The 24180-nt window shown below is 63.5% G+C and carries 21 protein-coding genes; 12 read left to right on the forward strand and 9 right to left on the reverse strand.

Annotated elements, in window-relative coordinates:
* The first annotated feature begins 2 nt into the window (after positions 1-2).
* A complete protein-coding gene (locus tag ACVIN2_RS01545) occupies positions 3-863 on the forward strand; it encodes a PCC domain-containing protein (RefSeq protein ID WP_456764221.1) in 861 nt (286 codons plus the stop codon).
* 16 nt (positions 864-879) lie between these two features.
* Here ACVIN2_RS01545 and ACVIN2_RS01550 read toward each other — a convergent pair whose 3' ends face one another.
* On the reverse strand, positions 880-2952 hold the full coding sequence (locus ACVIN2_RS01550; protein WP_456764222.1) for a DUF1217 domain-containing protein: 2073 nt from the start codon (positions 2950-2952) through the stop codon (positions 880-882).
* 980 nt (positions 2953-3932) lie between these two features.
* Between ACVIN2_RS01550 and ACVIN2_RS01555 the strand changes: the two genes are divergently transcribed.
* Positions 3933-4514, forward strand: a complete 582-nt coding sequence (locus ACVIN2_RS01555) for an SRPBCC family protein (RefSeq protein WP_456764223.1) — start codon at positions 3933-3935, stop codon at positions 4512-4514.
* Positions 4515-4516: 2 nt separating this feature from the next.
* Positions 4517-5470 (forward strand): YVTN family beta-propeller repeat protein, encoded by a 954-nt coding sequence (locus ACVIN2_RS01560; RefSeq protein ID WP_456764224.1) that lies wholly within the window; start codon positions 4517-4519, stop codon positions 5468-5470.
* A gap of 48 nt (positions 5471-5518) precedes the next feature.
* On the opposite strand, the gene ACVIN2_RS01565 is transcribed toward ACVIN2_RS01560, so the two are convergent.
* From ACVIN2_RS01565 to ACVIN2_RS01580, 4 genes are all read right to left on the reverse strand, one after another.
* Positions 5519-6193: an HAD-IA family hydrolase gene (locus tag ACVIN2_RS01565; RefSeq protein WP_456764225.1), complete on the reverse strand. Its 675-nt coding sequence runs from the start codon at positions 6191-6193 to the stop codon at positions 5519-5521.
* Between the two features lie 42 nt (positions 6194-6235).
* Positions 6236-6814 carry a YcxB family protein gene (locus ACVIN2_RS01570; protein WP_456764226.1) on the reverse strand — a complete coding sequence of 193 codons (579 nt, stop codon included), beginning with the start codon at positions 6812-6814 and terminating at the stop codon, positions 6236-6238.
* Between the two features lie 119 nt (positions 6815-6933).
* Positions 6934-9915, reverse strand: a complete 2982-nt coding sequence (uvrA, locus tag ACVIN2_RS01575) for an excinuclease ABC subunit UvrA (protein ID WP_377830248.1) — start codon at positions 9913-9915, stop codon at positions 6934-6936.
* A 281-nt stretch (positions 9916-10196) separates the two neighbouring features.
* The gene (locus ACVIN2_RS01580; protein WP_456764227.1) at positions 10197-10886 is read right to left on the reverse strand and encodes an outer membrane protein; all 690 of its coding nucleotides are present in this window, start codon (positions 10884-10886) and stop codon (positions 10197-10199) included.
* 735 nt (positions 10887-11621) lie between these two features.
* Between ACVIN2_RS01580 and ACVIN2_RS01585 the strand changes: the two genes are divergently transcribed.
* The 3 genes from ACVIN2_RS01585 to ACVIN2_RS01595 all read left to right on the forward strand — a co-directional run bounded on the left by ACVIN2_RS01585 (position 11622) and on the right by ACVIN2_RS01595 (position 15740).
* Positions 11622-12119 carry a single-stranded DNA-binding protein gene (locus ACVIN2_RS01585; RefSeq protein WP_007590726.1) on the forward strand — a complete coding sequence of 166 codons (498 nt, stop codon included), beginning with the start codon at positions 11622-11624 and terminating at the stop codon, positions 12117-12119.
* A gap of 371 nt (positions 12120-12490) precedes the next feature.
* A complete protein-coding gene (gyrA, locus tag ACVIN2_RS01590) occupies positions 12491-15235 on the forward strand; it encodes a DNA gyrase subunit A (protein WP_456764228.1) in 2745 nt (914 codons plus the stop codon).
* 127 nt (positions 15236-15362) lie between these two features.
* Positions 15363-15740, forward strand: a complete 378-nt coding sequence (locus tag ACVIN2_RS01595; RefSeq protein WP_456764229.1) for a BA14K family protein — start codon at positions 15363-15365, stop codon at positions 15738-15740.
* A 263-nt stretch (positions 15741-16003) separates the two neighbouring features.
* Here the strand turns inward: ACVIN2_RS01595 and ACVIN2_RS01600 are convergent, their stop codons facing one another.
* Together ACVIN2_RS01600 and ACVIN2_RS01605 are read right to left on the reverse strand one after the other, a co-directional pair.
* The gene (locus ACVIN2_RS01600; RefSeq protein ID WP_456769626.1) at positions 16004-17857 is read right to left on the reverse strand and encodes a potassium transporter Kup; all 1854 of its coding nucleotides are present in this window, start codon (positions 17855-17857) and stop codon (positions 16004-16006) included.
* 215 nt (positions 17858-18072) lie between these two features.
* Entirely contained in the window at positions 18073-18330 is a 258-nt protein-coding gene (locus ACVIN2_RS01605) for a hypothetical protein (RefSeq protein WP_456764230.1), read from the reverse strand.
* A 247-nt stretch (positions 18331-18577) separates the two neighbouring features.
* Between ACVIN2_RS01605 and coaD the strand changes: the two genes are divergently transcribed.
* The 6 genes from coaD to queA all read left to right on the forward strand — a co-directional run bounded on the left by coaD (position 18578) and on the right by queA (position 22194).
* The gene (coaD, locus tag ACVIN2_RS01610; protein ID WP_456764231.1) at positions 18578-19072 is read left to right on the forward strand and encodes a pantetheine-phosphate adenylyltransferase; all 495 of its coding nucleotides are present in this window, start codon (positions 18578-18580) and stop codon (positions 19070-19072) included.
* 41 nt (positions 19073-19113) lie between these two features.
* Positions 19114-19689 (forward strand): peptidylprolyl isomerase, encoded by a 576-nt coding sequence (locus tag ACVIN2_RS01615; RefSeq protein WP_247462279.1) that lies wholly within the window; start codon positions 19114-19116, stop codon positions 19687-19689.
* An 8-nt stretch (positions 19690-19697) separates the two neighbouring features.
* The gene (locus ACVIN2_RS01620) at positions 19698-20123 is read left to right on the forward strand and encodes a hypothetical protein (RefSeq protein ID WP_456764232.1); all 426 of its coding nucleotides are present in this window, start codon (positions 19698-19700) and stop codon (positions 20121-20123) included.
* Positions 20120-20584: a peptidylprolyl isomerase gene (locus ACVIN2_RS01625; RefSeq protein ID WP_007590736.1), complete on the forward strand. Its 465-nt coding sequence runs from the start codon at positions 20120-20122 to the stop codon at positions 20582-20584. Before ACVIN2_RS01620 ends, ACVIN2_RS01625 begins: the two co-directional genes overlap by 4 nt.
* Before the next feature lie 139 nt (positions 20585-20723).
* Positions 20724-21065 carry a DUF2185 domain-containing protein gene (locus ACVIN2_RS01630; RefSeq protein WP_409188671.1) on the forward strand — a complete coding sequence of 114 codons (342 nt, stop codon included), beginning with the start codon at positions 20724-20726 and terminating at the stop codon, positions 21063-21065.
* A gap of 55 nt (positions 21066-21120) precedes the next feature.
* Positions 21121-22194, forward strand: a complete 1074-nt coding sequence (gene queA / locus ACVIN2_RS01635) for a tRNA preQ1(34) S-adenosylmethionine ribosyltransferase-isomerase QueA (RefSeq protein WP_456764233.1) — start codon at positions 21121-21123, stop codon at positions 22192-22194.
* A gap of 98 nt (positions 22195-22292) precedes the next feature.
* Here queA and ACVIN2_RS01640 read toward each other — a convergent pair whose 3' ends face one another.
* Together ACVIN2_RS01640 and ACVIN2_RS01645 are read right to left on the reverse strand one after the other, a co-directional pair.
* Positions 22293-23330, reverse strand: a complete 1038-nt coding sequence (locus tag ACVIN2_RS01640; RefSeq protein ID WP_456764234.1) for an aspartate-semialdehyde dehydrogenase — start codon at positions 23328-23330, stop codon at positions 22293-22295.
* Positions 23331-23549: 219 nt separating this feature from the next.
* Positions 23550-24152, reverse strand: a complete 603-nt coding sequence (locus tag ACVIN2_RS01645) for a PepSY domain-containing protein (protein ID WP_456764235.1) — start codon at positions 24150-24152, stop codon at positions 23550-23552.
* Positions 24153-24180 lie beyond the last annotated feature (28 nt).

The following is a 24180-nucleotide window of genomic DNA, read 5'->3' on the forward strand; positions in this document are numbered from 1 at the left end:
TCATGCGCAGCATCAAGCAGCCCGGCGTGCCGGCCGCCGAACGCATCCAATGGGTGGAGGCGAGGGGACGCGCTTTCTCCTTCACGCTTCAAGCAGGTCTGCCGCTGCTGGAAGCCGCGCGCCGCGGTTTTGCCGCGGAGGGATTTTCCGGCGGCGTGCTCAGCTTCGGGCGCGGCGCGCTCGGGCCGTTCGGCTATGTCATGCCGGCGCTGTCGAAGACCAGCGAGAACGCCGCGTTCTATAGCGACACATTCCGGCCAAGCGGCGTGACGCGCACCAGGCTGGGCAGCATGACGCTGGGCACGCGCGATGGCGCACCGTTCTTTCATTGCCATGGGCTGTGGACGGAGGCCGATGGCCGCGCCAGTGGCGGCCACATGCTGCCGGACGAGACTGATGTCGCCGAGCCGTTCGAGGTCGAGGCCTTCGGCATCGATGGTGCGATGTTCAGCGCAGAACCCGATCCCGAGACCAACTTCAAGCTGTTCGGGCCGGTGGCGGCTGCGAGCACCGGCGCACGCACGACCAGCCGCGCTTTCGCGCTGCGGCTGCGCCCCAATCAGGATTTCGCCTTCTGTCTCGAAGACTTCTGCCGCGCGCACGGGGTCGCGCGCGCCAGGATCCATGGCGGTGTTGGTTCGACCATCGGCGCCCGATTTACACATGGCGGCGTAACCGAGCCCTTCGCAACCGAGCTTGCGGTGACAGCCGGCACGATTGCGGCCGGCTCCTCCGGCGCGCTCGAAGCCGCACTCGACGTCGCCCTGATCGACTACACCGGCGGCATGGCGGAGGGCCGGCTGATCCGTGGCGACAATCCCGTGCTGATGACCGTGGAGCTGGTGCTCGAGGTGTTGGACTAGTCCCGGGGAGCGATCATCAGTGGGTGCGTAGCTTGGCAATGGCCAAGTACGTGGAGTCACTGATCCCCGAAACGGATCCCTGAAACAGGTTGAGCAGAGGGGATTGACCCTGGCCGGTGCTCTGGCTGTTTCTGATGTCATACATGGCGGAGAAACGGCTCAGCAGCTTTGTAACCTTCGCGGGATCGGACAGATCCTTGATCTTCATGAATCTGTCCACGAACTTGGCCTGCTGATCGATCGGCATTGCCGCCATCGAGTCAGGCAGATTGAAGGTGGTCCTGAACACCTCCGAAAGCGCCTTGTCGGCAAGGATGTCGTACGCGGACGTGATGTCCCCCGCCTTCCGTTGGAAATAGATCGCCAGGCGCACGCCGGGATTCGCATCCCCTTGCTGCTGCTCCAGGCTTTGTTCGACATAATTCGCCTGTGTTTCCCGAAACTGATCCCGCTTCTGCGGACCCATCATCGGAAGGCGCGCGACGTTGCCCTTGCTGTCGAAATTGAACGACGCGACGATTTCGGCAAAGCGAGGATCGTTCTCGGTGTTCGCGAAGCTCTTTGGATCGTTCAGGTCGGAGCTGAAGATCTTCTTGAGAAATTCCGTGCTGACCTTCCTGGGGTCCAAGCCCTTTGCCAGGAGGATGAAATCGACCATCGGCCTGTTTGCGAGAAGATCGGAAACACTGTCGATCCCGGTGATGGCCTGCTGATATTCCGACGCATCCTTCGTGGCCTGTGCCCGAACTGCCGCCTGCTGCTGGGGAGTTGCGGTGCTTGCGCTCTTCACCGCTGCAACGACATAGTCCTTCGCGATCTGGAGGACTTCAGCCGAATCCTGAGCCACCAAGGGGGTCGTCAGATTGCCCTTTGCGTCGAAGTTGAAGGCGCGTGCCAGCTCCAGATATCGATTGTCCTTGAGGGTATAGACGTAGCTCTTGGGGTCGTTGAGGTCGCTTTCGAGCACGGCCGTGACAGTCGCCGGCGAGACGTTTCCGGGATTGAGGCCAACGGCTCCCAGCGCAAAATCATAAACGCCCGGTGTCGATACGAACGCCTGGACTGAATTGATCTTGAGAATGGCAGTTCTGAATTGCCTGATCGCAAAAGCTTCGTTCAACGGGCTTGCCGCCGAATAGACGTCGGACTTGCTGTCGTCGAACCTCTGTTTCGTGATCGTGACGTTTGCGGCAGTCTGGGCCGACACACCTGACGGCAGCGATCCGTCGGAGGAAAACTCGAACGCACCGGCCAGGTCGACGAACCCGCCGATCGTCCCTATCTGGTCGCTGAGGCTGGAAATGCTGCTCGCATATGACTCCAGGTGATATTTTTCGACCAGGATCTGGACGTTCAACTGGGTCACGTTCGCGCCCGGTTGCGATAATTGGGCGGTGTAGTCGGCGATCCTTGAATTGGCCGCGGTGACATCCGATCGGGCCTGAGCAAGGTCGGCGTTGAGGCCACTCAATTGAGAGGCGAAAGTGGTGTTGACGTAGCTGCTGGGATCGGATGGATCGCTGCGCAAGACCTGACTTATCGTGTCACGCGACCACTTGCCTTGATCGATCCCGTACGCCGAATAGACATAGTTGCGAAGACGGTCGTTGTTCAGGAGCTGGTCTGCACTGCTGATGTTGCCGATTTCGGCGCTGTAGTAATTGGAGTCGCTGGCAAGTGCATCGACCTGGCTCTTCCTGGTCGCCGTGTACAGACCGATCATCTCATCGGTCTGGTTCTCCGATTGCGCAACCGGGGTGGCACTGCCATTGAAGGAAAATGCCACGGCGAACTCGCGGTAACGCTTGTCGACCAGCTTGTTGACGAAGCTGTTTGCGTCGGAGAGGTCGCTCTCCAGCACCTTTTTCATGAAAGCCTTGGCGTAGGCCATGTCTTCCAGGCCATATGCCTTCGTTGCATAGTGATAAAGGCGATAGTCTTTCATGAAGTCGTCGACGGACTTCACCTTGCCGATGTGGGCTTTGTAATAGGCGGCCTCTCGCGCCACGTCCTGTTGCTGTTCAACCCGCGTCAGGGACTGCTTGAGATTGCGCGTGATGTAGCTGTAACTGAAATAGGTTGATACCATCGCGCACTCCTCGCGGCTTTACGGTCCCGGACGTCCGTCAATCATTGCGGGCTCGCGAGGTGGGACTGGCCTCGGCAGCAAACTGTCTCAGAGCCAGGTTCTGCAAGGCGATTTCGGACCGCGATCCCAGATCAAGTTTGCCCTCGCAAGGCATCTCGGGTTTTGTTGCTGTATGTTTCTCAGATGCAGCTTTCGCGAGGGTTGCGTTCCGGATATGTTCCGACCGAGAGCCCGATTCATCTGGCATTGCTATTCACGTGATAGGCGCGGTTTCGCATCCTCGCGGCACATCGCGCCCGAGCTTTGCGGTATTCTTTGCCCTCAAAAATGCCGAGGGCGCAGGGAAGGCCGGGTGCCGGCTGGCACCCACGGTGCACTGTGCGAAGGTTGCGCTACAAGAGGCTGCACAGCGGCATACAGGTGAAGCCCAACACACGGCCTTCCCTGCGCAGTGGTTTTACGGCTTATGTCGGGCTCTCCCCGGGGAGCGATGCACTATTGCCCCCGTCGCCTTGCGGATGGCTGATGCGAACGCCCGGTCGGGCAGCCCACATCACCACAAGACTTGGCGCACAGACCCCGGGCGCCAGGACCACACGATTTTGCCGTACGCAGGCTCCACCGGTCGTGTGCGCGATACTTTCGCTCACGGTTTCCCGCCCTGCGAAGCCTTCGCGCCGGTGTGGCCCACGTCCACCACGTCCCATCCCGCGTTCGTGACGATCGCGATCCGCCCCTCGGCCGGGTTGGGATGGCTCTCTATATGATAATCCGAAATACGGATAAAGAGAAATATTTTTGCGTGCCGTGATTGACCCTCTGCTTGGGTGTTTTGCCCGCCAGGCGGCAAGGGGTTGTGGGGCGCGGGCGCCCGCCGCAAGCCGGCCCCGAACGGGTCTCCCCTCGGCCGCAAAATGCGCTACCATGATCCCAGCGCGCTTCAAGTCGCGCATGATCAACGAGACGCATGAGGAAACGAGATGAGAGTGACGATTGGACGGCGCATGGTCCTGGCCGCGGTGCTGACTGCCGCGGGCGTGCTGGCTTTGACGGCGGCGTTTGGCCCGGGTTCGACATCGGCCTGGGCCCACGGGCCGACCCGGCAGAAGGTGCGCGAATCCATCGAGATCAACGCCGCCCCGGCCAAGGTGTGGGCCGCAATGGGCAATTTCCAGGACATGAGCTGGCTGCCGCCGGTCACCAAGACCGAGGGCGAGAAGGGCAACGAGATCGGCGCGACGCGGAAGTTGACGCTGACCGGAGGCGCGACCGTCGACGAGGAACTCTACAAGTTCGATGCCGCCGCGATGAGCTATTCCTACCGGATCACCAACGTGGACGTGAAGGTGCTGCCGGTCACCAATTATTCCTCGACGCTGACGGTGACGCCGAGCGCTGACGGCAAGGGCTCGACCCTGGAATGGGCCGGCGCGTTCTATCGTGGCTTTCCCAACAACGAGCCGCCGCCGGAGCTGAGCGACGAGGCGGCGGTCAAGGCGGTGAAGGGGCTATACCAGGCGGGTCTCGAGGCACTCAAGAAGAAGATCGAGAGCGGAAGCTGACGGTGCGGGCGCTGGTCCTGGCGGCGCTCGCCGCCAGCCTTTGCGTGGCCGGCATCGCGCATGCGTCCGCTGAAGAGGCGTTCGTCACCAACCAGCTCAGCGACGATCTGATGGTGGTGGATCTCGCCGCGGCGCGCAGCGTTGCGACAATCCCGATTGGCGGCAAGCCGGCCGGCGTCGCCGTCAGTGCGGACGGACGCTTCGCCTATGTCACGAGCCCGGATGCCAAGGCCGTGACGGTGGTGGACGCAGCAACGCGGCAGATTACGGGACGGATCGAGGTCGGCGGCGGACCGCTTGGCATCGCCGTCGCGCCTGATGGCAAGACCGTCTATGTCGCGGATTGGTACGCGGCGGCGGTACGTGTGATCGATACGGCCTCGCGCAGCGTCACGGCCAGCATCGCGGTCGGGGCGTCGCCATCGGGGCTCGCGGCGACGCCGGACGGCAAGCTGCTGCTCTCGGCCGACCGCGACGACGACAGCGTCTCGGTGGTGGACACCGCGAAGCGCCAGCGCAGGGCAATGATCAAGGTCGGCACCCGTCCGTTCGGCGTCACCATCGATGCCGATGGCAAGCGGGCCTACACCGCCAATGTCGGCTCTGACGACGTCTCCGTGATCGACATCGCCGAAGCGCGCGAGATCGGCCGCGTGCCGGTCGGGATGCGCCCTTATGCGGTGGCGCTGGCGCAGGGCCGCGGCTTCGTCACCGACCAGTATGGTGGCACTGTCAGCGTGTTCGATCTGGCGATCTTGAAGCCGATCAAGCGCATCAATGTCGGCGATTATCCCGAAGGCATTGCCGCGACCGCCGACGGCAAGCGCATCATCGTCGCCTGCTGGGAGAGCAATACACTCAGCATCATCGACGCGGCCGACATGAAAGTGATCGGCGAGGTCAAGACCGGCGACGGCCCGCGCGCGTTCGGGGCGTTCTTGCGCAGGACGGAGTAGAGGCGTGTAGCCCGCATGAGCGGAGCGACATGCGGGACAGGGCTCTCCTCATCCACCGGCGTTCCCGGATATCGCTTCGCTCATCCGGGCTACTGCACCGGGGCACAGCGTCCATACAATCTCGTCCATTCGCTCGAACATGTGATCCGGTGCCAGCGCCCGCAGCGCCGCCGGGGCCGCATAACCCCAGCCCACCGCTCCGCAGGCGATCCCCACGGTTCGCGCCGCCTCGATGTCGCGGACCTCATCGCCGATCGCGATGACCTTGCCCGGCGCCACGCCGGCGCGCCGCATGACCCGTCGGAATTTCGCGGGCTTGCCGAACAGCGAGGCCGCGCAATCGAAATGGGCGAACAGCGCTGCGCAATCACCGAGCTTCTCGCGCGCATTGGCTTCGCTGTCCGAGGTCACCAGCGCGAGCTGCACGCCGTTCTCCGCCAGCGTCCGCAGCATCGCCTCGACGCCCGCAAACAGCGAAATCTCCGCCGCCGCCTCTCCCTTCAGCCGCCGCGCATGCCGCGCGATCGCCGGCAGCTTCCACAGGGGCACCTCGAGCCGGCTGAGGATCTCGCGCGACGAAGCATGCCGCAGCCCCTCGACATCCTCATCGGCGACGCGGCAGAAGCCGAAGCGATCGGCGACGTCGTTGATGGTGCGCAGGAACCACGGAAAGCTGTCGGCCAGCGTGCCGTCGAGATCGAAGATGGCGAGGGAGTAGGACATTGGGGAGCAAGTGCCGGCGGACCGGGCCTATGAGATTCGGGATCAGACGGATTTAATCACGCTCGACAGGGCAGTCGCGGACCGCAAGCGTTTACTGGCCCATTCCGCAAAGGCCGTGCGCGCGGCAGAGTCGGCGAAGACGCTTGCTGGGATGAAAAAACCTTGCTTTGTATTGTACCATATTACGACCATGACCTGGGTATCCCCAACTTCCGCAATCGTATCCCAAGACATCCTGCTTTCAACGTTGGGAGTTCTCACGAGGATGGAGAGGTCATCAAAAGTAACACGCCAGGTCATCTGCGCCATGCCGTCTAGCTGATGCAGTTTGTCGAATATCCGGCGTGTGGACCACGTCGTTAAGAAAGCCATGTAGATCTGCCCCAATAGAAAGCAGATTAACAACGCAAATATAGTTGGCGACGTTAGCCAACCTTGATCCAGGCCGATCCAGCTAACCGCAATAATCACCCCGGAGACGATGAGCGTGATGATCCAAAAGCCACGCCGATCGACGTGCGCCTTCAGCCTTTTGGTCAGAAGAGTTCTGAAGAATCGATCTTCGTCTATGGAACTGTTGAATTCAAAATGAAAATTGGATTGATCAGTTGCGTTGCTCAAGTCTGCCCCCCTGGAAGAGGTCAGCAATCTATAGCCCGACAGTCAACTTAACCAGAGGTTGTCTCTCATCAGTCAGAGTTCTGCGGCCGGCGAAGAGCGACCAAGACTGCGAGGCCGCGCTACTCCGCCGCCTCGCTCGCCGCGCGTCTCCGCTTCGGCTTGCGCGCCTTCGCCAGCACCGGCGCCAGGAACTTGCCAGTGTAGCTCCGCGGTGCTTTCGCAATATCCTCAGGCGGGCCCCAGGCGACGATCTCGCCGCCGCCGTCGCCGCCTTCGGGGCCGAGGTCGATGACCCAGTCGGCGGTCTTGATGACTTCGAGATTGTGCTCGATGACGACGACCGTGTTGCCTTGCGCGACCAGCTCGTGCAGCACCTCCAGGAGCTTCTTAACGTCGTGGAAATGCAGGCCGGTGGTCGGCTCGTCCAGGATGTAGAGCGTGCGGCCGGTGGCGCGCTTGGACAGCTCCTTGGCGAGCTTGACGCGCTGGGCTTCGCCGCCGGACAGCGTCGTGGCCTGCTGGCCGACATGGATGTAGTCGAGACCGACGCGATGCAGCGTCTGGAAGGTCTCGCGCACGCGCGGGACCGCCTTGAAGAACTCGGCGGCTTCCTCGACGGTCATGTCGAGCACGTCGGCGATGCTCTTGCCCTTGAACAGGACCTCCAAGGTCTCGCGGTTGTAGCGCTTGCCCTTGCAGACGTCGCAGGTGACGTAGACGTCGGGCAGAAAGTGCATCTCGATCTTGATGACGCCGTCGCCCTGGCAGGCCTCGCAGCGGCCGCCCTTGACGTTGAAGGAGAAGCGGCCGGGTTCGTAGCCGCGCGCCTTCGACTCGGGCAGGCCGGCGAACCATTCGCGGATCGGCGTGAAGGCGCCGGTATAGGTCGCGGGGTTGGAGCGTGGCGTCCGGCCGATCGGCGACTGGTCGATGTCGATGATCTTGTCGATGTGCTCGAGGCCCTCGATGCGGTCGTGCGGCGCGGCGCCCTCGCTAGCATTGTTCAGCTTGCGGGCGATCGCCTTGTACAGCGTGTCGATCAGCAGAGTAGACTTGCCGCCGCCGGAGACGCCGGTGACGCAGGTGAACAGGCCGAGCGGGATTTCGGCCGTGACGTTCTTGAGGTTGTTGCCGCGCGCGTTGACCACCTTGATGGTGCGGCGATGGTTCGGCGGACGCCGCTCCGGCACCTCGACCTCGAGCTCGCCGGTGAGATATTTGCCGGTCAGCGAGTTCGGGTTGCGCATGATCTCGGCGGGCGTGCCTTCGGCGATGATGTTGCCGCCATGCATGCCGGCGCCGGGGCCGATGTCGAGCACGTGGTCGGCGAGCAGGATTGCGTCCTCGTCATGCTCGACCACGATCACGGTGTTGCCGAGGTCACGAAGTCTCTTGAGGGTGTCGAGCAGGCGCGCGTTGTCGCGCTGGTGCAGGCCGATCGAGGGCTCGTCGAGCACGTAGAGCACGCCTGTTAGGCCCGAACCGATCTGCGAGGCCAGCCGGATGCGCTGGCTCTCGCCGCCGGACAGCGTGCCGGAGGAGCGGGAGAGCGTGAGATAGTTGAGGCCGACGTCGAGCAGGAAGGTGAGGCGCTCGCGGATCTCCTTGAGGATGCGGCCGGCGATCTCGTTCTGCTGGGTGTTCAGCGCCTCCGGCACGGTCTCGAACCACGCGCCGGCGCCCTTCACCGACATCTCGGAGATGTCGCCGATATGCTTGCCGCCGATCTTGACGCAGAGCGCCTCGGGCTTGAGCCGAAAGCCGTGGCACGCCTCGCAGGGCACGTCGTGGAAATACTTCGCCAGCTCCTCGCGCGCCCACTCGCTCTCGGTCTCGCGATAGCGGCGGTTGATGTTGGTGATGACGCCCTCGAACGGCTTCTTGGTGTCGTAGGAGCGGACGCCGTCCTCGTAGGAGAACTTGATCTCGTCCTCGCCGGAGCCATGGAGGATCGCGTTCTGCGTCTTCTTGGGCAGATCCTTCCATTTGGTGGTCAGCGTGAACTTGTAGTGCTTGCCGAGCGCAGTCAGCGTCTGAATGTAATAGGGCGACGAGGACTTGGCCCAGGGCGCGATCGCGCCCTTGCCGATGGCGAGTTCCTTGTCGGGAATGACGAGGTCTTCGTCGACATGCTGCTCGACGCCGAGGCCGCCGCAGGCGGGGCAGGCGCCATAGGGATTGTTGAACGAGAACAGTCGCGGCTCGATCTCGGGGATGGTGAAGCCGGAGACCGGGCAGGCGAACTTTTCCGAGAACAGCATGCGCTCGGGTCCGCTCTTGTCGTGGATCTTCGCCGTCTTCTTTTTCTCTTCCGCGGGTGCTGCCGCAGCCGGCGCGTCCGCGAATTCGATGACGGCGAGGCCCTCGGCGAGCTTCAGCGCGGTCTCGAAGCTTTCGGCGAGGCGCTGGCCGATGTCGGGGCGCACCACGATGCGATCGACGACGACGTCGATGTCGTGCGGGAATTTCTTGTCGAGAACAGGGGCTTCCGCGAGCTCGTGGAAGGCGCCGTCGATCTTGACGCGCTGAAAGCCCTTCTTGAGCCATTCGGCGAGCTCTTTGCGGTACTCGCCCTTGCGGCCGCGCACGACCGGCGCGAGCAGATAGAGGCGCGAGCCCTCCGGCAGCGCCAGCACGCGATCGACCATCTGCGAGACGGTCTGGCTCTCGATCGGCAGGCCGGTGGCGGGCGAATAGGGCACGCCGACGCGCGCCCACAGCAGGCGCATGTAGTCGTAGATTTCGGTCACCGTGCCGACGGTGGAGCGCGGGTTCTTCGACGTCGTCTTCTGCTCGATCGAGATCGCCGGCGACAGGCCGTCGATCTGGTCGACGTCGGGCTTCTGCATCATCTCCAGGAACTGGCGGGCATAGGCCGACAGCGATTCGACGTAGCGGCGCTGGCCCTCGGCGTAGATGGTGTCGAATGCGAGCGAGGACTTGCCGGAGCCCGACAGCCCCGTGAACACGACGAGCTTGTCGCGCGGAATCTCGACGTCGACGTTCTTGAGGTTGTGCTCGCGCGCGCCGCGGATCGTAATTGCGCGCAGGTTTGATCCCACGTTCTGTTGTTGGCGCTTCGCCTTGATCACTTCATCCATCCTGGTGGTCCTCAGGGAATCCAAAAGCGCGCGATCGCGCCAACTGAACAGGCGCGCTTCGCCCGGAACCGGGATCGGCGCCGATGGGTATGCGAGTGAACGTAGGAAGAACGAGGACGGATTTCCAGTGGGACTTGCGAATCGTCAACCGATTGTTGGCGCGCTGGCGGCATCTGGCAGGAGCGGGGCTCGGGAAACTGCAGGAACGGCCGGTCAAACAAAAAGGCCGGCGCAAGGCCGGCCTTTCGTAACGCGGATGGCGTTGGAGCTAAGTACTGAACTCAGTACTTGGCGACCACCGGGCCCCCGAAGTGATAGTTCACGCCGACCTGCACGGTGTGAAACTCGAGCGTGCCGGTGGGCAGGGCGCCCGAGAAGTAGGTCTCGCCGCCGAGGCTGCGAAAGAGGTACTCGCCCTTGACCGACCACTGCGGAGCGAAGAACGCTTCGACGCCCGCACCGACGGTCCAGCCGGAGTGCCACTTGCTGTCGGAAACGGTCACGCCGAGCGCGCTGATGCTGAGCTTGTTGTCGATCCAGGCGTAACCACCGGTGCCGTAGAACAGGACGTTGTTGACGGCGTAGCCGATGCGGCCGCGCACGGTGCCCATCGCATCGGTCTTCGAGCTGAGGGTGGTGCTGACGAGGCCGAAGCCGGGGACGGCAACGGGGCCGGTGACCGACGCGCTGACGTCAGCCCAGGCGCCATCGGCCTCGATGCCGAACACGACATTGCCGGTCTGCCAGTTGTAGCCGGCGGTACCGCCGACGAAGCCGCCCTTCATCTTCGGGTCGGTCGAGGAATTTTCCCAGGCGCCGCCACCGACGATACCGAGGTAGAAGCCGGTCCAGTTGTAGACCGAAGCCATGGCCACCGGAGCCTTGGTGTAGGGGCGCGCCGCCAGATCAGCGGCCGAGGCCGGGGCAGCGAGAGCGAACAAACAGGCCGAAGCCAACCAAATCTTTTTCATTTTCAACTAATCCCAGTCCCAGTTTCTGATTGTGCCTTCCACGATAGGGAAGGGCATCGGACTCACTTGCCCAACTGAGGCCGTACTTACACCATTGAAGCCGCAAGTTGTGTCACTGGAAAGCCACAGCGGCCGGAAAATGGTGCAATTACCGACCTTTGGTTCCCCCATGGGAACAACAGCGAAAATGGCCGGCGCGAGGCCGGCTTTGCTTCGATGGATGTCAAGTCGATCAGTATTTCGCGATCGCCGACCGCCCCCCGCGATAGGTCAAGCGGACGAGACCCATGTCGACATCCTGGCGAATCCGGTCGCTGCCGAATGCCGCCCCCCGCGGGCGTTGTGAAGCCGATCGTGCGGTCGCCGAGGAAGATGTGGCGGCAAAGTCCGTCCTCCGAAATGCAACAAGAACGGGGCAGGGCGAGTACCCATAACTTATTGAATATTAAGTTCTTTCCGTCGGTTTCGGGAGCCTACAAAGGTTCCAATCGCTGCGCGCATTCCCGCACTACATTGGCCGATCGACGCCACACATCGATGCGGTCGTTTCGCCAAGAACAAATCTGGAACGAACGGGAGGTCGATGCTATATATGGGGATAACCGGAGGGGTGACGGACTGATCGTCGTCCGCAAGCGTTCGGCGAGCGTATAGGGTCGCCTCAACAGGCACGGCGGAACGCGGGGAGCGGACCGGCCTTCTTGAATTCAGTGGCATTCGGAGCGGAGAGCGGAGATGGCGGGAAGCGTCAACAAGGTCATTCTGGTTGGAAATCTCGGCAAGGATCCTGAAATCCGCCGCACCCAGGACGGGCGGCCGATCGCCAATCTGAGCGTCGCGACGTCGGAGACGTGGCGCGACAAGGCGACCGGCGAGCGCAAGGAAAAGACCGAGTGGCACCGCGTCGTGATCTTCAATGAAGGGCTCTGCAAGGTCGCCGAACAGTATCTGAAGAAGGGCGCCAAGATTTACGTCGAGGGTGCGCTCCAGACCCGCAAATGGACCGACCAGAGCGGCGTCGAGAAGTACTCGACCGAAGTCGTGCTGCAGGGCTTCAACTCGACCCTGACGATGCTGGACGGTCGTAGCGGCGGTGGGGGAGGCGGCAGCTTCGGCGACGAGCCGGGCGGCGATTTCGGCTCCTCCGGTCCGGTCAGCAGCGCACCGCGCCGTCCCGTTGCTGCCGGCGGCGGTGGCCGCAACAGCGACATGGACGACGATATCCCGTTCTGAGCGTCCCGTTCTGAGAGCGGGGCGTTTCGATGCGGACGCGCCGCCCGGATGGGCGGCGCTTCTCATCTCGTGTCAGAAAATCCCACTAATCGGCAGGACGGGCTCGGGATTTCCGGGCCCGCTTCATGTTTGGGGTGAGCTCGGATTGCGGCTTGGCAAGCGCGCTGACGGGGCAAGCTCGCCGCGCGATTTTCCACGCGTGAGCGGCGATTTTGCAAGGCCGATGCAGGGGCTGTCCGAGACACCGCTCGCAAGGGCTTAAGTTGTTGGAAAAATAGGCGGAAAAAGCGCTTCCCAGATCGCCGCGAGGGTGGTTATCAGAGGCTCGATGCGCTATATGATTCCCAGATAAAACCTCACCGGATTTCCCCTTGGCTGACGACGACGACAAGCCCGGCGACCAGCCGGCGCAACCCTCGGATATTCGCCCCGTCTCCATCTTCGAGGAGATGAAGAAGTCCTATCTCGACTACGCCATGAGCGTGATCGTGGCGCGGGCGCTGCCTGACGCCCGCGACGGTCTGAAGCCGGTGCATCGCCGCATCCTGTACTCGATGAACGAGCAGGGGCACACGCCGGACAAGAAGTACGTCAAGTCCGCCCGCGTGGTCGGTGACGTCATCGGTAAATATCATCCGCATGGCGACCAGTCGATCTACGACGCCATGGTCCGGATGGCGCAGGACTTCTCCATGCGCGTGCCGCTGATCGACGGCCAGGGCAATTTCGGCTCTGTCGACGGCGATCCCCCGGCTGCCTATCGTTATACCGAAGCCCGATTGACGAAGGTGGCGCTGGCTCTGCTGGCCGACATCGACAAGGACACGGTCGACTTCCAGCCGAACTACGACAACAACGAGACCGAACCGTCGGTCTTGCCGGCCAAGTTCCCCAACCTGCTCGTCAACGGCGCCGGCGGCATCGCAGTCGGCATGGCCACCAACATCCCGCCGCACAATCTCGGCGAAGTCATCGACGCCTGCGTCGCGCTGATCGACAACCCCGCGCTCACCATCGACGAGCTCATCAACATCGTGCCGGGACCGGATTTCCCGACCGGCGGCGTCATCCTCGGACGGCAAGGCATCCGCGCCGCCTATCACCTCGGCCGCGGCTCGGTCATGATGCGCGGCAAGGTCGCGATCGAGACCATCCGCAAGGAGCGCGAGGCGATCATCATCAGCGAGATTCCCTACCAGGTGAACAAGGCGACGATGGTCGAGCGCATCGCCGAGCTGGTCAAGGAAAAGAAAATCGAGGGCATCGGCGACCTGCGCGATGAATCCGATCGCGACGGCTACCGCGTCGTCATCGAATTGAAGCGCGACGCCGTGCCGGATGTGGTGCTGAATCAGCTCTACAGGTTCACGCCGCTGCAGACGAGCTTCGGCGTCAACATGGTGGCGCTCGACAGCGGCCGTCCGCGGATCATGCATCTGAAGGACCTGCTGGCGATCTTCGTCGACTTCCGCGAGCGCGTCGTCACGCGGCGCACCAAGTTTCTGCTCGCCAAGGCCCGCGATCGCGCCCATATCCTGGTCGGTCTCGCCATCGCGGTCGCCAATATCGACGAGATGATCCGCGTCATCCGGACCTCGCCCGACCCGACCACCGCGCGCGACACCCTGATGTCGCGCGACTGGCCGGCCCGGGACGTCGAGGACATGCTGACGCTGATCGACGATCCGCGCCACCGTATCAGCGAGAACGGCACGATCCGGCTGTCGATGGAGCAGGCGAGGGCCATTCTCGATTTGCGCCTGCAACGCCTCACCGCACTCGGCCGTGACGAAATCCGCGAGGAGCTCGACAAGCTCGCCGGCGAGATCGCCGATTATCTCGACATCCTGCGTTCGCGCGACCGCGTGCTGGAAATCATCAAGTCCGAGCTCGCCGAAGTGAAGGCCGAGTTCGCCACCCCGCGCCGCACCGTCATCATCGAGCAGGAAGGCGAGGTCGAGGACGAGGACCTGATCCAGCGCGAGGACATGGTCGTCACCGTCTCGCACGCCGGCTACGTCAAGCGCGTGCCGCTGTCGGCCTACCGGGCCCAGCGCCGCGGCGGCAAGGGCCGCGCGGGCATGCAGACCCGCGACGAGGATTTTGTCAGCCGGCTGTTCGTGGCGTCCACGCATACTCCGATGCTGTTCTTCTCCTCGCGCGGACAGGTCTACAAGATCAAGGTCTGGCGCCTGCCGATGGCCGCGCCGAATGCGCGCGGCAAGGCGCTGATCAACATCCTGCCGCTGGAGCAGGGCGAGCGCATCACCACCATCATGCCGCTGCCGGAGGACGAGTCCACCTGGGGCAATCTCGACGTGATGTTCGCCACGACAGGCGGCAACGTCCGGCGCAACAAGCTGTCCGACTTCGTCGATGTCCGCCGCTCCGGCATCATCGCGATGAAGCTCGACGACAACGAAGCTATCGTCGACGTGCAGATCTGCACCGAGCACGACGACGTGCTTTTGACCGGCGCCGGCGGCCAGTGCATCCGCTTCCCCGTGACCGACGTGCGCGTGTTCACCGGCCGCACCTCGATGGGCGTGCGCGGCATTGCGCTGGCCGAGGGCGACAAGGTGATCTCGCTGGCGATTCTGCGCCACGTCGACACGACGTCCGACGAGCGCTCGGCGTATCTGAAGATGCGTCGTGCGGTCGCCGGCGAAGCTGCGGCCGAGGAGCCGGCGGCGGACGCCGAGGCCGAGGAGACCTCCGGCAGCTTCCAGCTCGCCCAGGAGCGCTACATCGAGATGTCGGCGCAGGAGCAGGTCGTGCTGACCGTCTCCGTCAACGGCTATGGCAAGCGGACCTCGTCCTACGAGTACCGCACCACGGGCCGCGGCGGCAAAGGCATCGTCGCCATGAGCGTCAACAACCGCAACGGCAATCTGGTCGCGTCCTTCCCTGTGGAGGATGCTGACCAAATCATGCTGGTCACCGACAAGGGTCAGCTGATCCGCTGCCCGGTCGAAGGCATCCGCGTCGCCGGTCGCTCGACCCAGGGCGTGATCGTGTTCGACACCGCCGAGGACGAACACGTCGTCTCGGTCGAGCACATCACGGAAGAGGCCGAGAGCGGGAATGGGGCGAACGGAGACGCAAACGGGGAGTGATGCGCCCTGCCGCGCGCCCCCGTCCATGCGTGTGACCTTGTGACGCGATTGATTAAACCTGTTTCATGCAGGAACTGCATCAGGACGCGCTTGTTGGCTCCGCGTTGATGAAATGACGGAGTTTACCATGCGAAAATCCCGAACTCTGCTTGCTGCCGCTCTCGCTGGTGCGACCGCTCTGGCCACTGTGCAATCTGCCTCGGCTGCGCCGCTTCAAGCAGATCAAGCGCTCGGCGTGAACGGAGCGAATGTCGAGACCGTCCAGTATCGCCCCGGTTGGCGTCATGGCCATCGCGGATATCACCATGGCTACGGACATCGGGGCTACGGAACCGGTGCAGCTGTGATCGGCGGACTGGCGGCCGGAGCGATTATCGGCGGCGCGATCGCCAACAGCCAGGCACGCCAGGATGCTGTGAGCTCTTGTGCCCAACGCTACAAGTCCTACGATCCGGCCTCGGGAACGTATCTGGCCTACGACGGGCAGCGTTACGCCTGTCCATAACGGACAAGCGAGGGAGCCGCGCGATCGACGTGGCTCCCGAGCCCTCGCTCCAGCTCCGTGCCGGCTGACAGCGCATCGATATTGAAGTGGTCATATCCCACCCGCGAGCCTCCGGCGGAGGGAACGCATTGTCGGAACGTTGATACCTCAGTTTAATTCACTGTCATCGTGGGCCAGCATCGCCGCCGCGAGCACAAAGCCCGATAATTTGAGATCCAGCTGCGGCTCGACGTCAATGCTTGCTTGAGCCGCGCCGGAGCCTGCTAAATCTCCAGCTCCGTGCCGAATTCCACCACCTGCTTGGTCGGCACGCCGAAGAACGCGGCGGAGCGTTCGGCGTTGCGCTGAAGGAAGGCGAACACGGTTTCGCGCCAGACCCACATGCCCGGCACGTCCTCGCGCGGGATGATGGTCTCGCGGCCGACGTAATAGGTGATGTCGGAGAGGTCGATGCCGGGCAGCTTGCCGTGGCGGCAGGCGAAGGTCAGCCCTTCGTAAATCGTCGGGTTCTGCATGAAGCCGTAATGCAGGACGACGCGGGTAATGCCGGGAATGATCTCGATCACCTCGATGCGGTCTTCGTCGGCGATGTGAGGAAGCTCCTCGATCAACACGGTGACCAGGACGATGCGCTCGTGCAGCACGTGGTTGTGCTTGACGAACTGGGTCAGCGCCAGCGGCACGCCGCGCGGCGCCGACGCCAGGAACACAGCAGTGCCGGGGAGTCTGGCGCTGCACTTGTTGACCGCGGTCTCGATCAGATCCTCCTCGGGCTGGCGCAGCTTCGCGCGTGCCGCTTCGACGAGCTTCACGCCGCTGCGCCAGGTCAGCATCAGGAAGGCGACGAAGGCCGCGAGCATCAACGGAAACCAGCCGCCCTCGAACAGCTTGATCGAATTGGCCGAGAAGAAGATCACGTCGATGACGAAGAAGAAGCCGTTCACGGCCACCACGAGCCATGGGGAATAGCCCCACTGGATCGCTACCAGGGCGGCGAGCAGCGTGGTGATCGCCATCAACAGCGACACCGCGATGCCATAGGCGCCTGCCAGCGCCTCCGAGCTGCCGAAGCTCAGGACGGCGCCCAGCGTTGCGGCGGCGAGCAGCCAGTTCACCAATGGCACGTAGATCTGGCCGATCGCGGCGCTCGTGGTGTGACGGATCTGCATGCGCGGCAGAAAGCCGAGCTGGATCGACTGCTGCGTCAGCGAGAACACGCCGGAGATGATGGCCTGCGAGGCGATCACGGTCGCGACCGCCGAGAACGCGACCAGCGGGTAGTGCAGGGCGTCAGGGCAGAGCTGGAAGAACGGATTTTCGATCATGGTGGGGTCGGTGATCAGCAGCGCGGCCTGGCCGAAATAGTTCAGCACCAGCGCGGGCAGGCAGATCGCGAACCAGGCCAGGCGGATCGGCAGGCGGCCGAAATGCCCCATGTCGGCATACATGGCTTCGCCGCCGGTCACCGCGAGGAAGGCGGCCCCCAGGATCGCGAAGGAAACACGAAAATCCTGGTGGATCAGGAAGTCGAACGCATAGAGCGGGCTGAGCGCCGCCAGCACAGCCGGCGCCTTGACGATGCCGTGGATGCCGAGCGCTGCCAGCACGAAGAACCAGGCCAGCATCACCGGTCCGAAGATGCGGCCGATGAAGCCGGTGCCCTGCTTCTGCATCATGAACAGTCCGATCAGGATGACGACGGTCACGGGCACCACCGCCGGCGCGAGCGAGGGCGCGTCGACCTTCAGACCTTCGATGGCTGAGAGCACCGAGATCGCCGGCGTGATCGCGCCGTCGCCGTACAGTAGCGCGGCGCCGACGAGGCCGACGACCAGCAGATGCGCGCGCCAGGTGCCGGGTTGGGCGTTGCGGGCATGCAGCAAGGCCAGCAGGGCGACGATGCCCCCTTCGCCGCGGTTGTCCGCACGCAGGATCAGCAGCGCATATTTCAACGAAATGATCAGCAGCAACGCCCAGAGGATCAACGAGGCAACGCCCAGAACGGCATCGTTCGTCAATGTGCCGCCGTGGGCGGCGGCCTTGGCGGCTTCCTTCAGGGCATAGAGAGGGCTGGTGCCGATATCGCCATAGACCACCCCGAGGGCGCCCATGGTCATGGCAAGCGGCAGTGGATCGGGTTGATGGCCGGAGGCGACTGCGGGCGTACTGGACAATGGCGACCCCCCGATGGGATCGCGTCCGACGGGTCATTCCGGCGGACGCGGGCATCAGGCAGTCTGCGACGGGACGTCGCAAATATCCATGGGTTATCTTGGAGGGTTATCGTTGGGACTTATCGCGAGGATTCCTGACGCCAAACTGACAGACCCCGCTACGGAGTGCGGTTGGCGGTCACGAGGCGAGCCTCGCGGAAGTTGGCTTTGGTGCCGGCCTGGCGAAGGCAGGACGCCTCGAAATTCGGCCAGGCCTGCTGCGAGCAGTCCTTGCCGATGGTGCGGATATCGAGCCGGTCGCTCTTGGCGAGCGGCTGCGGCACGCTCGCCTCGACGGTCGGGGCGAAGCCGGGCAGGAGGGTGAGAGCGGCAGCAACACACGCAGAGATGGCGATCGCCGAAAGAGCTTTGATCATGACAGTCCCCTGTGATGCGGCCGCTACGCCCAGTTGTGCGGCCCGTCGTTCGTTGGCCGGATTAGTAACCATGGCCAGTTTCCGGACGTCTTCGCGAATGCGGGAAATGGTTTCGTTCGCGCCCCGTTTTGTTTCGTGGCCCCCTCAGGACGAAACAATTCGGCGCATTCCGACACGGTTTTGCGGAAAAACCGCCAGGGAACCTGACCGGCTTGCCGGGCCGGGCAGGGCGCGGTAGGACGTGGCCATGCCCCGCATTGCCTTCTATCCAGGTTCCTTCGACCCCATCACCAACGGCCATCTGGACGTGGTCCGGCACAGCGTGTCGCTGTGCGACAGGCTCGTTGTCGCGATCGGGGTCCATCCCGGCAAGAAGCCGCTGTTCTCGACCGAGGAGCGGCTCAGGATGCTTCATGACGTCTGCGGGCCGGTGGCGGCCCAGGCCGGCTGCGTGCTCGAAGCCGCGACGTTTGACGACCTGTCGGTGACCTCGGCGCGCAAGCACGGGGCGACGATCATGATTCGGGGCCTGCGCGACGGCACCGATCTCGACTACGAGATGCAACTCGCCGGCATGAACGAGGCCATGGCGCCCGAGGTGCATACGGTCTTCCTGCCGGCTTCTCCCATGGTCCGCCCGATCACCGCCACTTTGGTGCGCCAGATCGCCGCCATGGGTGGGGACGTCTCGGCTTTTGTCCCGCCGCTGGTTGCGGCCCAGCTCAAGGCAAAATTCGCCTGATAACGGCGCGTTTCCTTTCTCATCTCTGATCCGGAGTTATCATGATCCGAATTCTCGCAGTTCTTGTCGGGTTTCTTGCCGCGGTTCTGTTCGCGGTGCCGGCGTTCGCGCAAACCTTGCCGGCCGGCCTCGACAAGGCCAACGCCATCGTCATCGACTCCACCAAGGGCCGCATCGTCATCAAGCTGAGGCCTGACCTTGCGCCCCAGCACGCCGAGCGCATCAAGCAGCTCGCGCGCGAGGGCTATTACAACAACGTGCCGTTCCACCGGGTCATGGACGGCTTCATGGCGCAGACCGGCGATGGTCAGAACTTCAACGGCACCGGCGGGTCGAAATATCCGAACCTGAAGCAGGAATTCTCCAAGGTGCATTTTGCGCGCGGCATCGTCGGCATGGCCCGGCGCGGCGACAGCGTCGACACCGCCAATTCGCAGTTCTTCATCATGTTCGCCGACGGCGGCAGCCTCGACAACCAGTACACCGTGATCGGCGAGGTCGTGCAGGGCATGGACGTCGTCGACAAGCTGAAGAAGGCGCCTCCCGGATCAAGCGGCGGCACCGTCACCGACCCCGACAAGATGGTGAAGGTGCAGGTCGCTTCCGACATCAAATAGGAGAGGCGATGGCTCGCTGCGGTGGCAAGCTCCTGCTGATTGCCGCAGTGCTGCTGCTCGGCGTCCCCGGCGCGGTCGCCGAGGACGCACAGGTCAACACCATCCAGGACATCTTCCGGCATCTGCGCACCTGCTGGAAGCCGCCGCCCGCCGCCAAGGCCCGCCCGATCGACATCACCGTCGTCGTGAGCTTTAACCGGGCTGGAAACATTCTGGGCCATCCGAGGATTACCTATGAATCCGCGGAGGCCTCCGACGATGACCGGCTGCAATACCGGGTCGCGGTGATGGAGGCATTGCAACGCTGCACGCCGATGCCATTTACCGATGCGATGGCCGGCGCCGCTGCGGGGCGTCCATTCGCGATCCAGTTTCGCAACCGCAAATCTTCACCTGACAGGACTTCACCCCCAACCCAAGAGAGACGAGCATGAGCGCCACCGAAAACACACTGATCCTCGAGACCACGCAGGGCCCGGTCACCATCGAGATGCGGCCTGATCTGGCGCCGGGCCACGTCGCGCGCATCAAGGAACTCGTGCGTGAAGGCTTCTACGACGGCATCGTGTTCCATCGCGTGATCGACGGCTTCATGGCGCAGACCGGCTGCCCGCAGGGCACCGGCACCGGGGGCTCCGGCAAGAAGCTGAAGGCCGAGTTCAACAAGGAGCCGCATGTGCGCGGCACCACCTCGATGGCGCGCGCTGCCAGCCCGGATTCCGGCGACAGCCAGTTCTTTATCGTGTTCGACGATGCCCGTTTCCTCGACAACCAGTACACGGTGTGGGGCAAGGTCACCGAGGGCATGGAGAACGTCGACAAGATCAAGCGCGGCGAGCCCGTGCAGAACCCCGACAAGATCGTCAAGGCGCGGATGGCGGCTGACGCGGAGTAGGCGTTCTCCTCATGGTGAGGAGGCGCGTAGCGCCGTCTCGAACCATGGAGGCCAAGCTGCAACAGCGGGGCCTTCATCCTTCGAGACGCGCGTCCCGCGCCCCTCAGGATGAGGAGTGACTGGCTGACGGAGGTCTTGCTTGACAACAAAGCAATTTGTGATCGCGCCTCAGGACATAAGACCGCTCGCCCCGGAAAAGGGTGCGTGCTTGGCCTCCGATCGGATTACGGTCGGTGGTCAGCGCGTCGGTTTCATGTATCGGGAGGCGCCCGACAATACCTCTGACAGCGGCTGGCGCTTCTTTTCAGGCGAGGAGAGCCAGGACTTCGCCGATGATCCGAATAATTTCGAGATCTACGATGTGAACACAATCGCCAATTACGATCCAGATATCATCCCGCTTCTGGAGTCGCCTGCTTTCTCTGCCTTCGAACGCGAGCCTAAATCGTCTGCATTCGTTCGCACGGACTTTCCCGGCTGATGCGGGAAAGCCGCCAGAATCGCCTAATGGCTGAAGACTATCCAACCTAGGTTCTATGCGCACCGACCTCTTCGATTTCGACCTGCCCGCCGAGCGCATCGCATTGCGCCCGGCGAGCCCGCGCGACTCCGCGAAGATGCTGGTTGTCGATCGCGGCACGTTGCGCGACCAAATCATCGCCGATCTGCCGCAATGGCTGAAGCCGGGCGACCAGCTCGTCGTCAACGACACCAAGGTGATCGCGGCGCAATTGAAAGGCCGCCGCATCGGCCGCGAGACCGAGCCGAAGATCGAGGCAACGCTGATCAAGCGCCTCGATGGCTCGCGCTGGCAGGCGCTGGTGAAGCCCGCCAAAAAACTCACGGCCGGCGACCGCATCCGCTTCGGCAACGAGGGCAAGGTCTGCCTGCTCGGCCATCTCGACGCCGAGGTCGAGGCCAAGGGCGTCGAAGGCGAGGTGACGCTGTCATTTTCGTTCCACGGTCCGACACTGGATCAGGCCATCGCCGATCTCGGCAGCCCGCCGCTGCCGCCCTACATCGCCTCGAAACGCACGCCTGACGATCAGGATCTCGCCGACTACCAGACCATGTTCGCGGCGAACGAAGGCGCCGTTGCCGCGCCGACAGCCGGCCTGCATTTCACGCCCGCGCTGGAGCAGGCGCTGCACGCGCGCGGCGTCGGCGTCAATCGCGTCACGCTGCATGTCGGGGCAGGGACCTTCCTGCCGGTGAAGGTGGACGACACCAAAGGCCACAAGATGCATGCCGAGTGGGGCACGCTCTCGGCCGAGACGGCGGAACGGCTCAACACCGCGCGCAAGACCGGCGGCCGTATCATCGCGGTTGGCACCACGTCGTTGCGTCTGCTTGAAAGCGCAGCCAGCGAAGGCGGCACCATTGAGCCGTTCGCCGCCGAGACGTCGATCTTCATCACCCCCGGCTACCGCTTCCGCGCCGTCGATGTTCTGCTGACCAATTTCCATTTGCCGAAATCGACACTGTTCATGCTGGTGTCGGCATTCTCCGGGCTGGAGACGATGCAGCAGGCCTATGCGCATGCGATCGCGACCGGCTATCGGTTCTATTCGTATGGCGATGCGTGTTTGTTGTTTCGGGCGGAGCGGTAGGGTGGGTTAGCCGTAAGGCGTAACCCACCACTTCTGTTTCTGCGGATGGAGACCGTGGTGGGTTACGCTTCGCTAACCCACCCTACGCACCTTTTCCGTTACGCCATCACCCGCTGCGGCAGAAGCTCCGCGATCTGTACCGCGTTGAGCGCGGCGCCCTTCAACAGCTGGTCCGCCGCCACGAACATCGAGATCGAATGCCCGGAGGGGTCGCTGAGGTCCTTGCGGATGCGACCGACCAGGACGTCGTCCTGGCCCGAGGCGTCGATCGGCATCGGGAAGTAGTTCCTGGCGCGGTCGTCGACGATCTTGACGCCCGGCGCTCGCGCCATGATGGCGCGGACCTGAGCCTCGCTGATCGGCTTCTCGCATTCGAAGGTGATGGCCTCGCAATGAGCCCGCAGCACCGGCACGCGCACGCAGGTGACGCCGATCGCGATCTTGTCGTCCTCGAAGATCTTGCGGGTTTCGTTGATGACCTTGGTCTCTTCGTCGTTGTAGCCGGTGTCTGGGTCGATCGCCGTGTTGTGGTTGAAGAGGTTGAAGGCGTAGGGATGCGGCATCACCTTCGGCGTATAAACCTGTCCGTTGAGGTTGGCGCGGGTGGACTCGACCAACTCGTCCATTGCGGCTGCGCCGGCGCCGGAGGCCGCCTGGTAGGTCGAGATGATCACGCGCCTGATGCGGTTGGTCTGATGGATCGGCCACAGCGGCACCAACGCCGTGATGGCGGCGCAGTTCGGGTTGGCGATGATACCCTTGTGGTCGCGGATGCGGTTCGCGTTGATCTCGGGGATGACCAGCGGCACGTTCGGGTCCATGCGGAAGGCGGAGGAGTTGTCGACGACGACGGCACCGGCCTTGACGGCGATCGGCGCGTACTTCTTGGAGATGCTGCCGCCGGCGGAGAACAGGGCGATGTCGACGCCTTCGAAGGCGCGTTCGGTCAGCTCCTCGATGACGACGTCTTGCCCACGGAACGACACCGTCTTGCCGGCTGAGCGGGCGCTGGCGAGCGCCTTGAGCTTGCCGACGCGAAAGCCGCGCTTGTCCATGGTGACGATGAATTCGGCGCCCACCGCACCGGTGACGCCGACAATCGCGACGACGGGATCGTTACTCACTGTGTCCTCCATTGATTTGAGAATTCAGACAACAAAAAAGCCCCGGACCAACGAGGGCGGGGCTTCGGTAGAGTGGATTGCGTTCTAGTCGACGACTACACGCGCACGCCTCCCCGGGCCCCGAAGGCCGTGGTGGTTTTAGTCGCGCGTTTGGTGGTCGTGAACATGGCGGGAGCTTATGCGGGAGAGTTTTGCGCCCGTCAATGGCTTTTCGGCGGGAGGGGGCCGCCGCTATTTGGTCCGGGCGCCCGGCGGTTCGAGGATGACCTCCTTGAGGTTGTCGCCACTGATGACGACGATCGCGAAATTCAGCCGGCCGCGTTCGCGCACCAGCCCGCCGCTGATCGCCTTGCCGGAGGCCGCGCGTTCGGCGATGTGCACGGCATCCGCAAGTCGGTGCTTGATGGCGCCGAGCGCTGCGAGGTTGCTGCGGTCGTCGAGGTCGAGCTCGGCGAGAGGGAGGGCGGCTTCCCCGCCGACGAGCTCGCCGGTCGCGGCATTGATGGTGTGGCGCCAGATCCGGTCGTTGTGCAGGGTCTTCACCCGGTAGACCGGCACGCCGGAGGCTCCGTCGAAACTCACATCCGCCGTGGTGGCACCGGCGTGACGGGCTTCCGCAATCGCCATGGCCTGGTTGATCGAGATTGACGAGCTGCGGAAGCGCTCGATCTCGCGACTGACCGTCTGGCGGTCGGCCTCGGCGTCACCATCTGTGTCGCTGTGAAGGGCGGTCGACGTGCCCGTGCTCACGATCGCCCGCGCCGGCGCTGCGAGGAGGAGTGCGGATAGGGCGATCGCGAGCAATCCCGAGATCCGTCGTTTGGCTGTCGTCATGCTCGAAACCCTCGGCCAGCGAGTGTGC

Source organism: Bradyrhizobium sp. USDA 3650 (assembly GCF_054057395.1).

What these genes read in the sequence shown, in the direction of transcription:
- ACVIN2_RS01545 (WP_456764221.1), top strand. Translation starts at nt 3, where the DNA reads ATGCGCAGCATCAAGCAGCCCGGCGTGCCGGCCGCCGAACGCATCCAA.
- ACVIN2_RS01550 (WP_456764222.1), bottom strand. Translation starts at nt 2,952, where the DNA reads ATGGTATCAACCTATTTCAGTTACAGCTACATCACGCGCAATCTCAAG.
- ACVIN2_RS01555 (WP_456764223.1), top strand. Translation starts at nt 3,933, where the DNA reads ATGAGAGTGACGATTGGACGGCGCATGGTCCTGGCCGCGGTGCTGACT.
- ACVIN2_RS01565 (WP_456764225.1), bottom strand. Translation starts at nt 6,193, where the DNA reads ATGTCCTACTCCCTCGCCATCTTCGATCTCGACGGCACGCTGGCCGAC.
- uvrA (WP_377830248.1), bottom strand. Translation starts at nt 9,915, where the DNA reads ATGGATGAAGTGATCAAGGCGAAGCGCCAACAACAGAACGTGGGATCA.
- ACVIN2_RS01580 (WP_456764227.1), bottom strand. Translation starts at nt 10,886, where the DNA reads ATGAAAAAGATTTGGTTGGCTTCGGCCTGTTTGTTCGCTCTCGCTGCC.
- ACVIN2_RS01585 (WP_007590726.1), top strand. Translation starts at nt 11,622, where the DNA reads ATGGCGGGAAGCGTCAACAAGGTCATTCTGGTTGGAAATCTCGGCAAG.
- ACVIN2_RS01595 (WP_456764229.1), top strand. Translation starts at nt 15,363, where the DNA reads ATGCGAAAATCCCGAACTCTGCTTGCTGCCGCTCTCGCTGGTGCGACC.
- ACVIN2_RS01600 (WP_456769626.1), bottom strand. Translation starts at nt 17,857, where the DNA reads ATGACCATGGGCGCCCTCGGGGTGGTCTATGGCGATATCGGCACCAGC.
- ACVIN2_RS01605 (WP_456764230.1), bottom strand. Translation starts at nt 18,330, where the DNA reads ATGATCAAAGCTCTTTCGGCGATCGCCATCTCTGCGTGTGTTGCTGCC.
- coaD (WP_456764231.1), top strand. Translation starts at nt 18,578, where the DNA reads ATGCCCCGCATTGCCTTCTATCCAGGTTCCTTCGACCCCATCACCAAC.
- ACVIN2_RS01615 (WP_247462279.1), top strand. Translation starts at nt 19,114, where the DNA reads ATGATCCGAATTCTCGCAGTTCTTGTCGGGTTTCTTGCCGCGGTTCTG.
- ACVIN2_RS01620 (WP_456764232.1), top strand. Translation starts at nt 19,698, where the DNA reads ATGGCTCGCTGCGGTGGCAAGCTCCTGCTGATTGCCGCAGTGCTGCTG.
- ACVIN2_RS01625 (WP_007590736.1), top strand. Translation starts at nt 20,120, where the DNA reads ATGAGCGCCACCGAAAACACACTGATCCTCGAGACCACGCAGGGCCCG.
- queA (WP_456764233.1), top strand. Translation starts at nt 21,121, where the DNA reads ATGCGCACCGACCTCTTCGATTTCGACCTGCCCGCCGAGCGCATCGCA.
- ACVIN2_RS01640 (WP_456764234.1), bottom strand. Translation starts at nt 23,330, where the DNA reads ATGGAGGACACAGTGAGTAACGATCCCGTCGTCGCGATTGTCGGCGTC.
- ACVIN2_RS01645 (WP_456764235.1), bottom strand. Translation starts at nt 24,152, where the DNA reads ATGACGACAGCCAAACGACGGATCTCGGGATTGCTCGCGATCGCCCTA.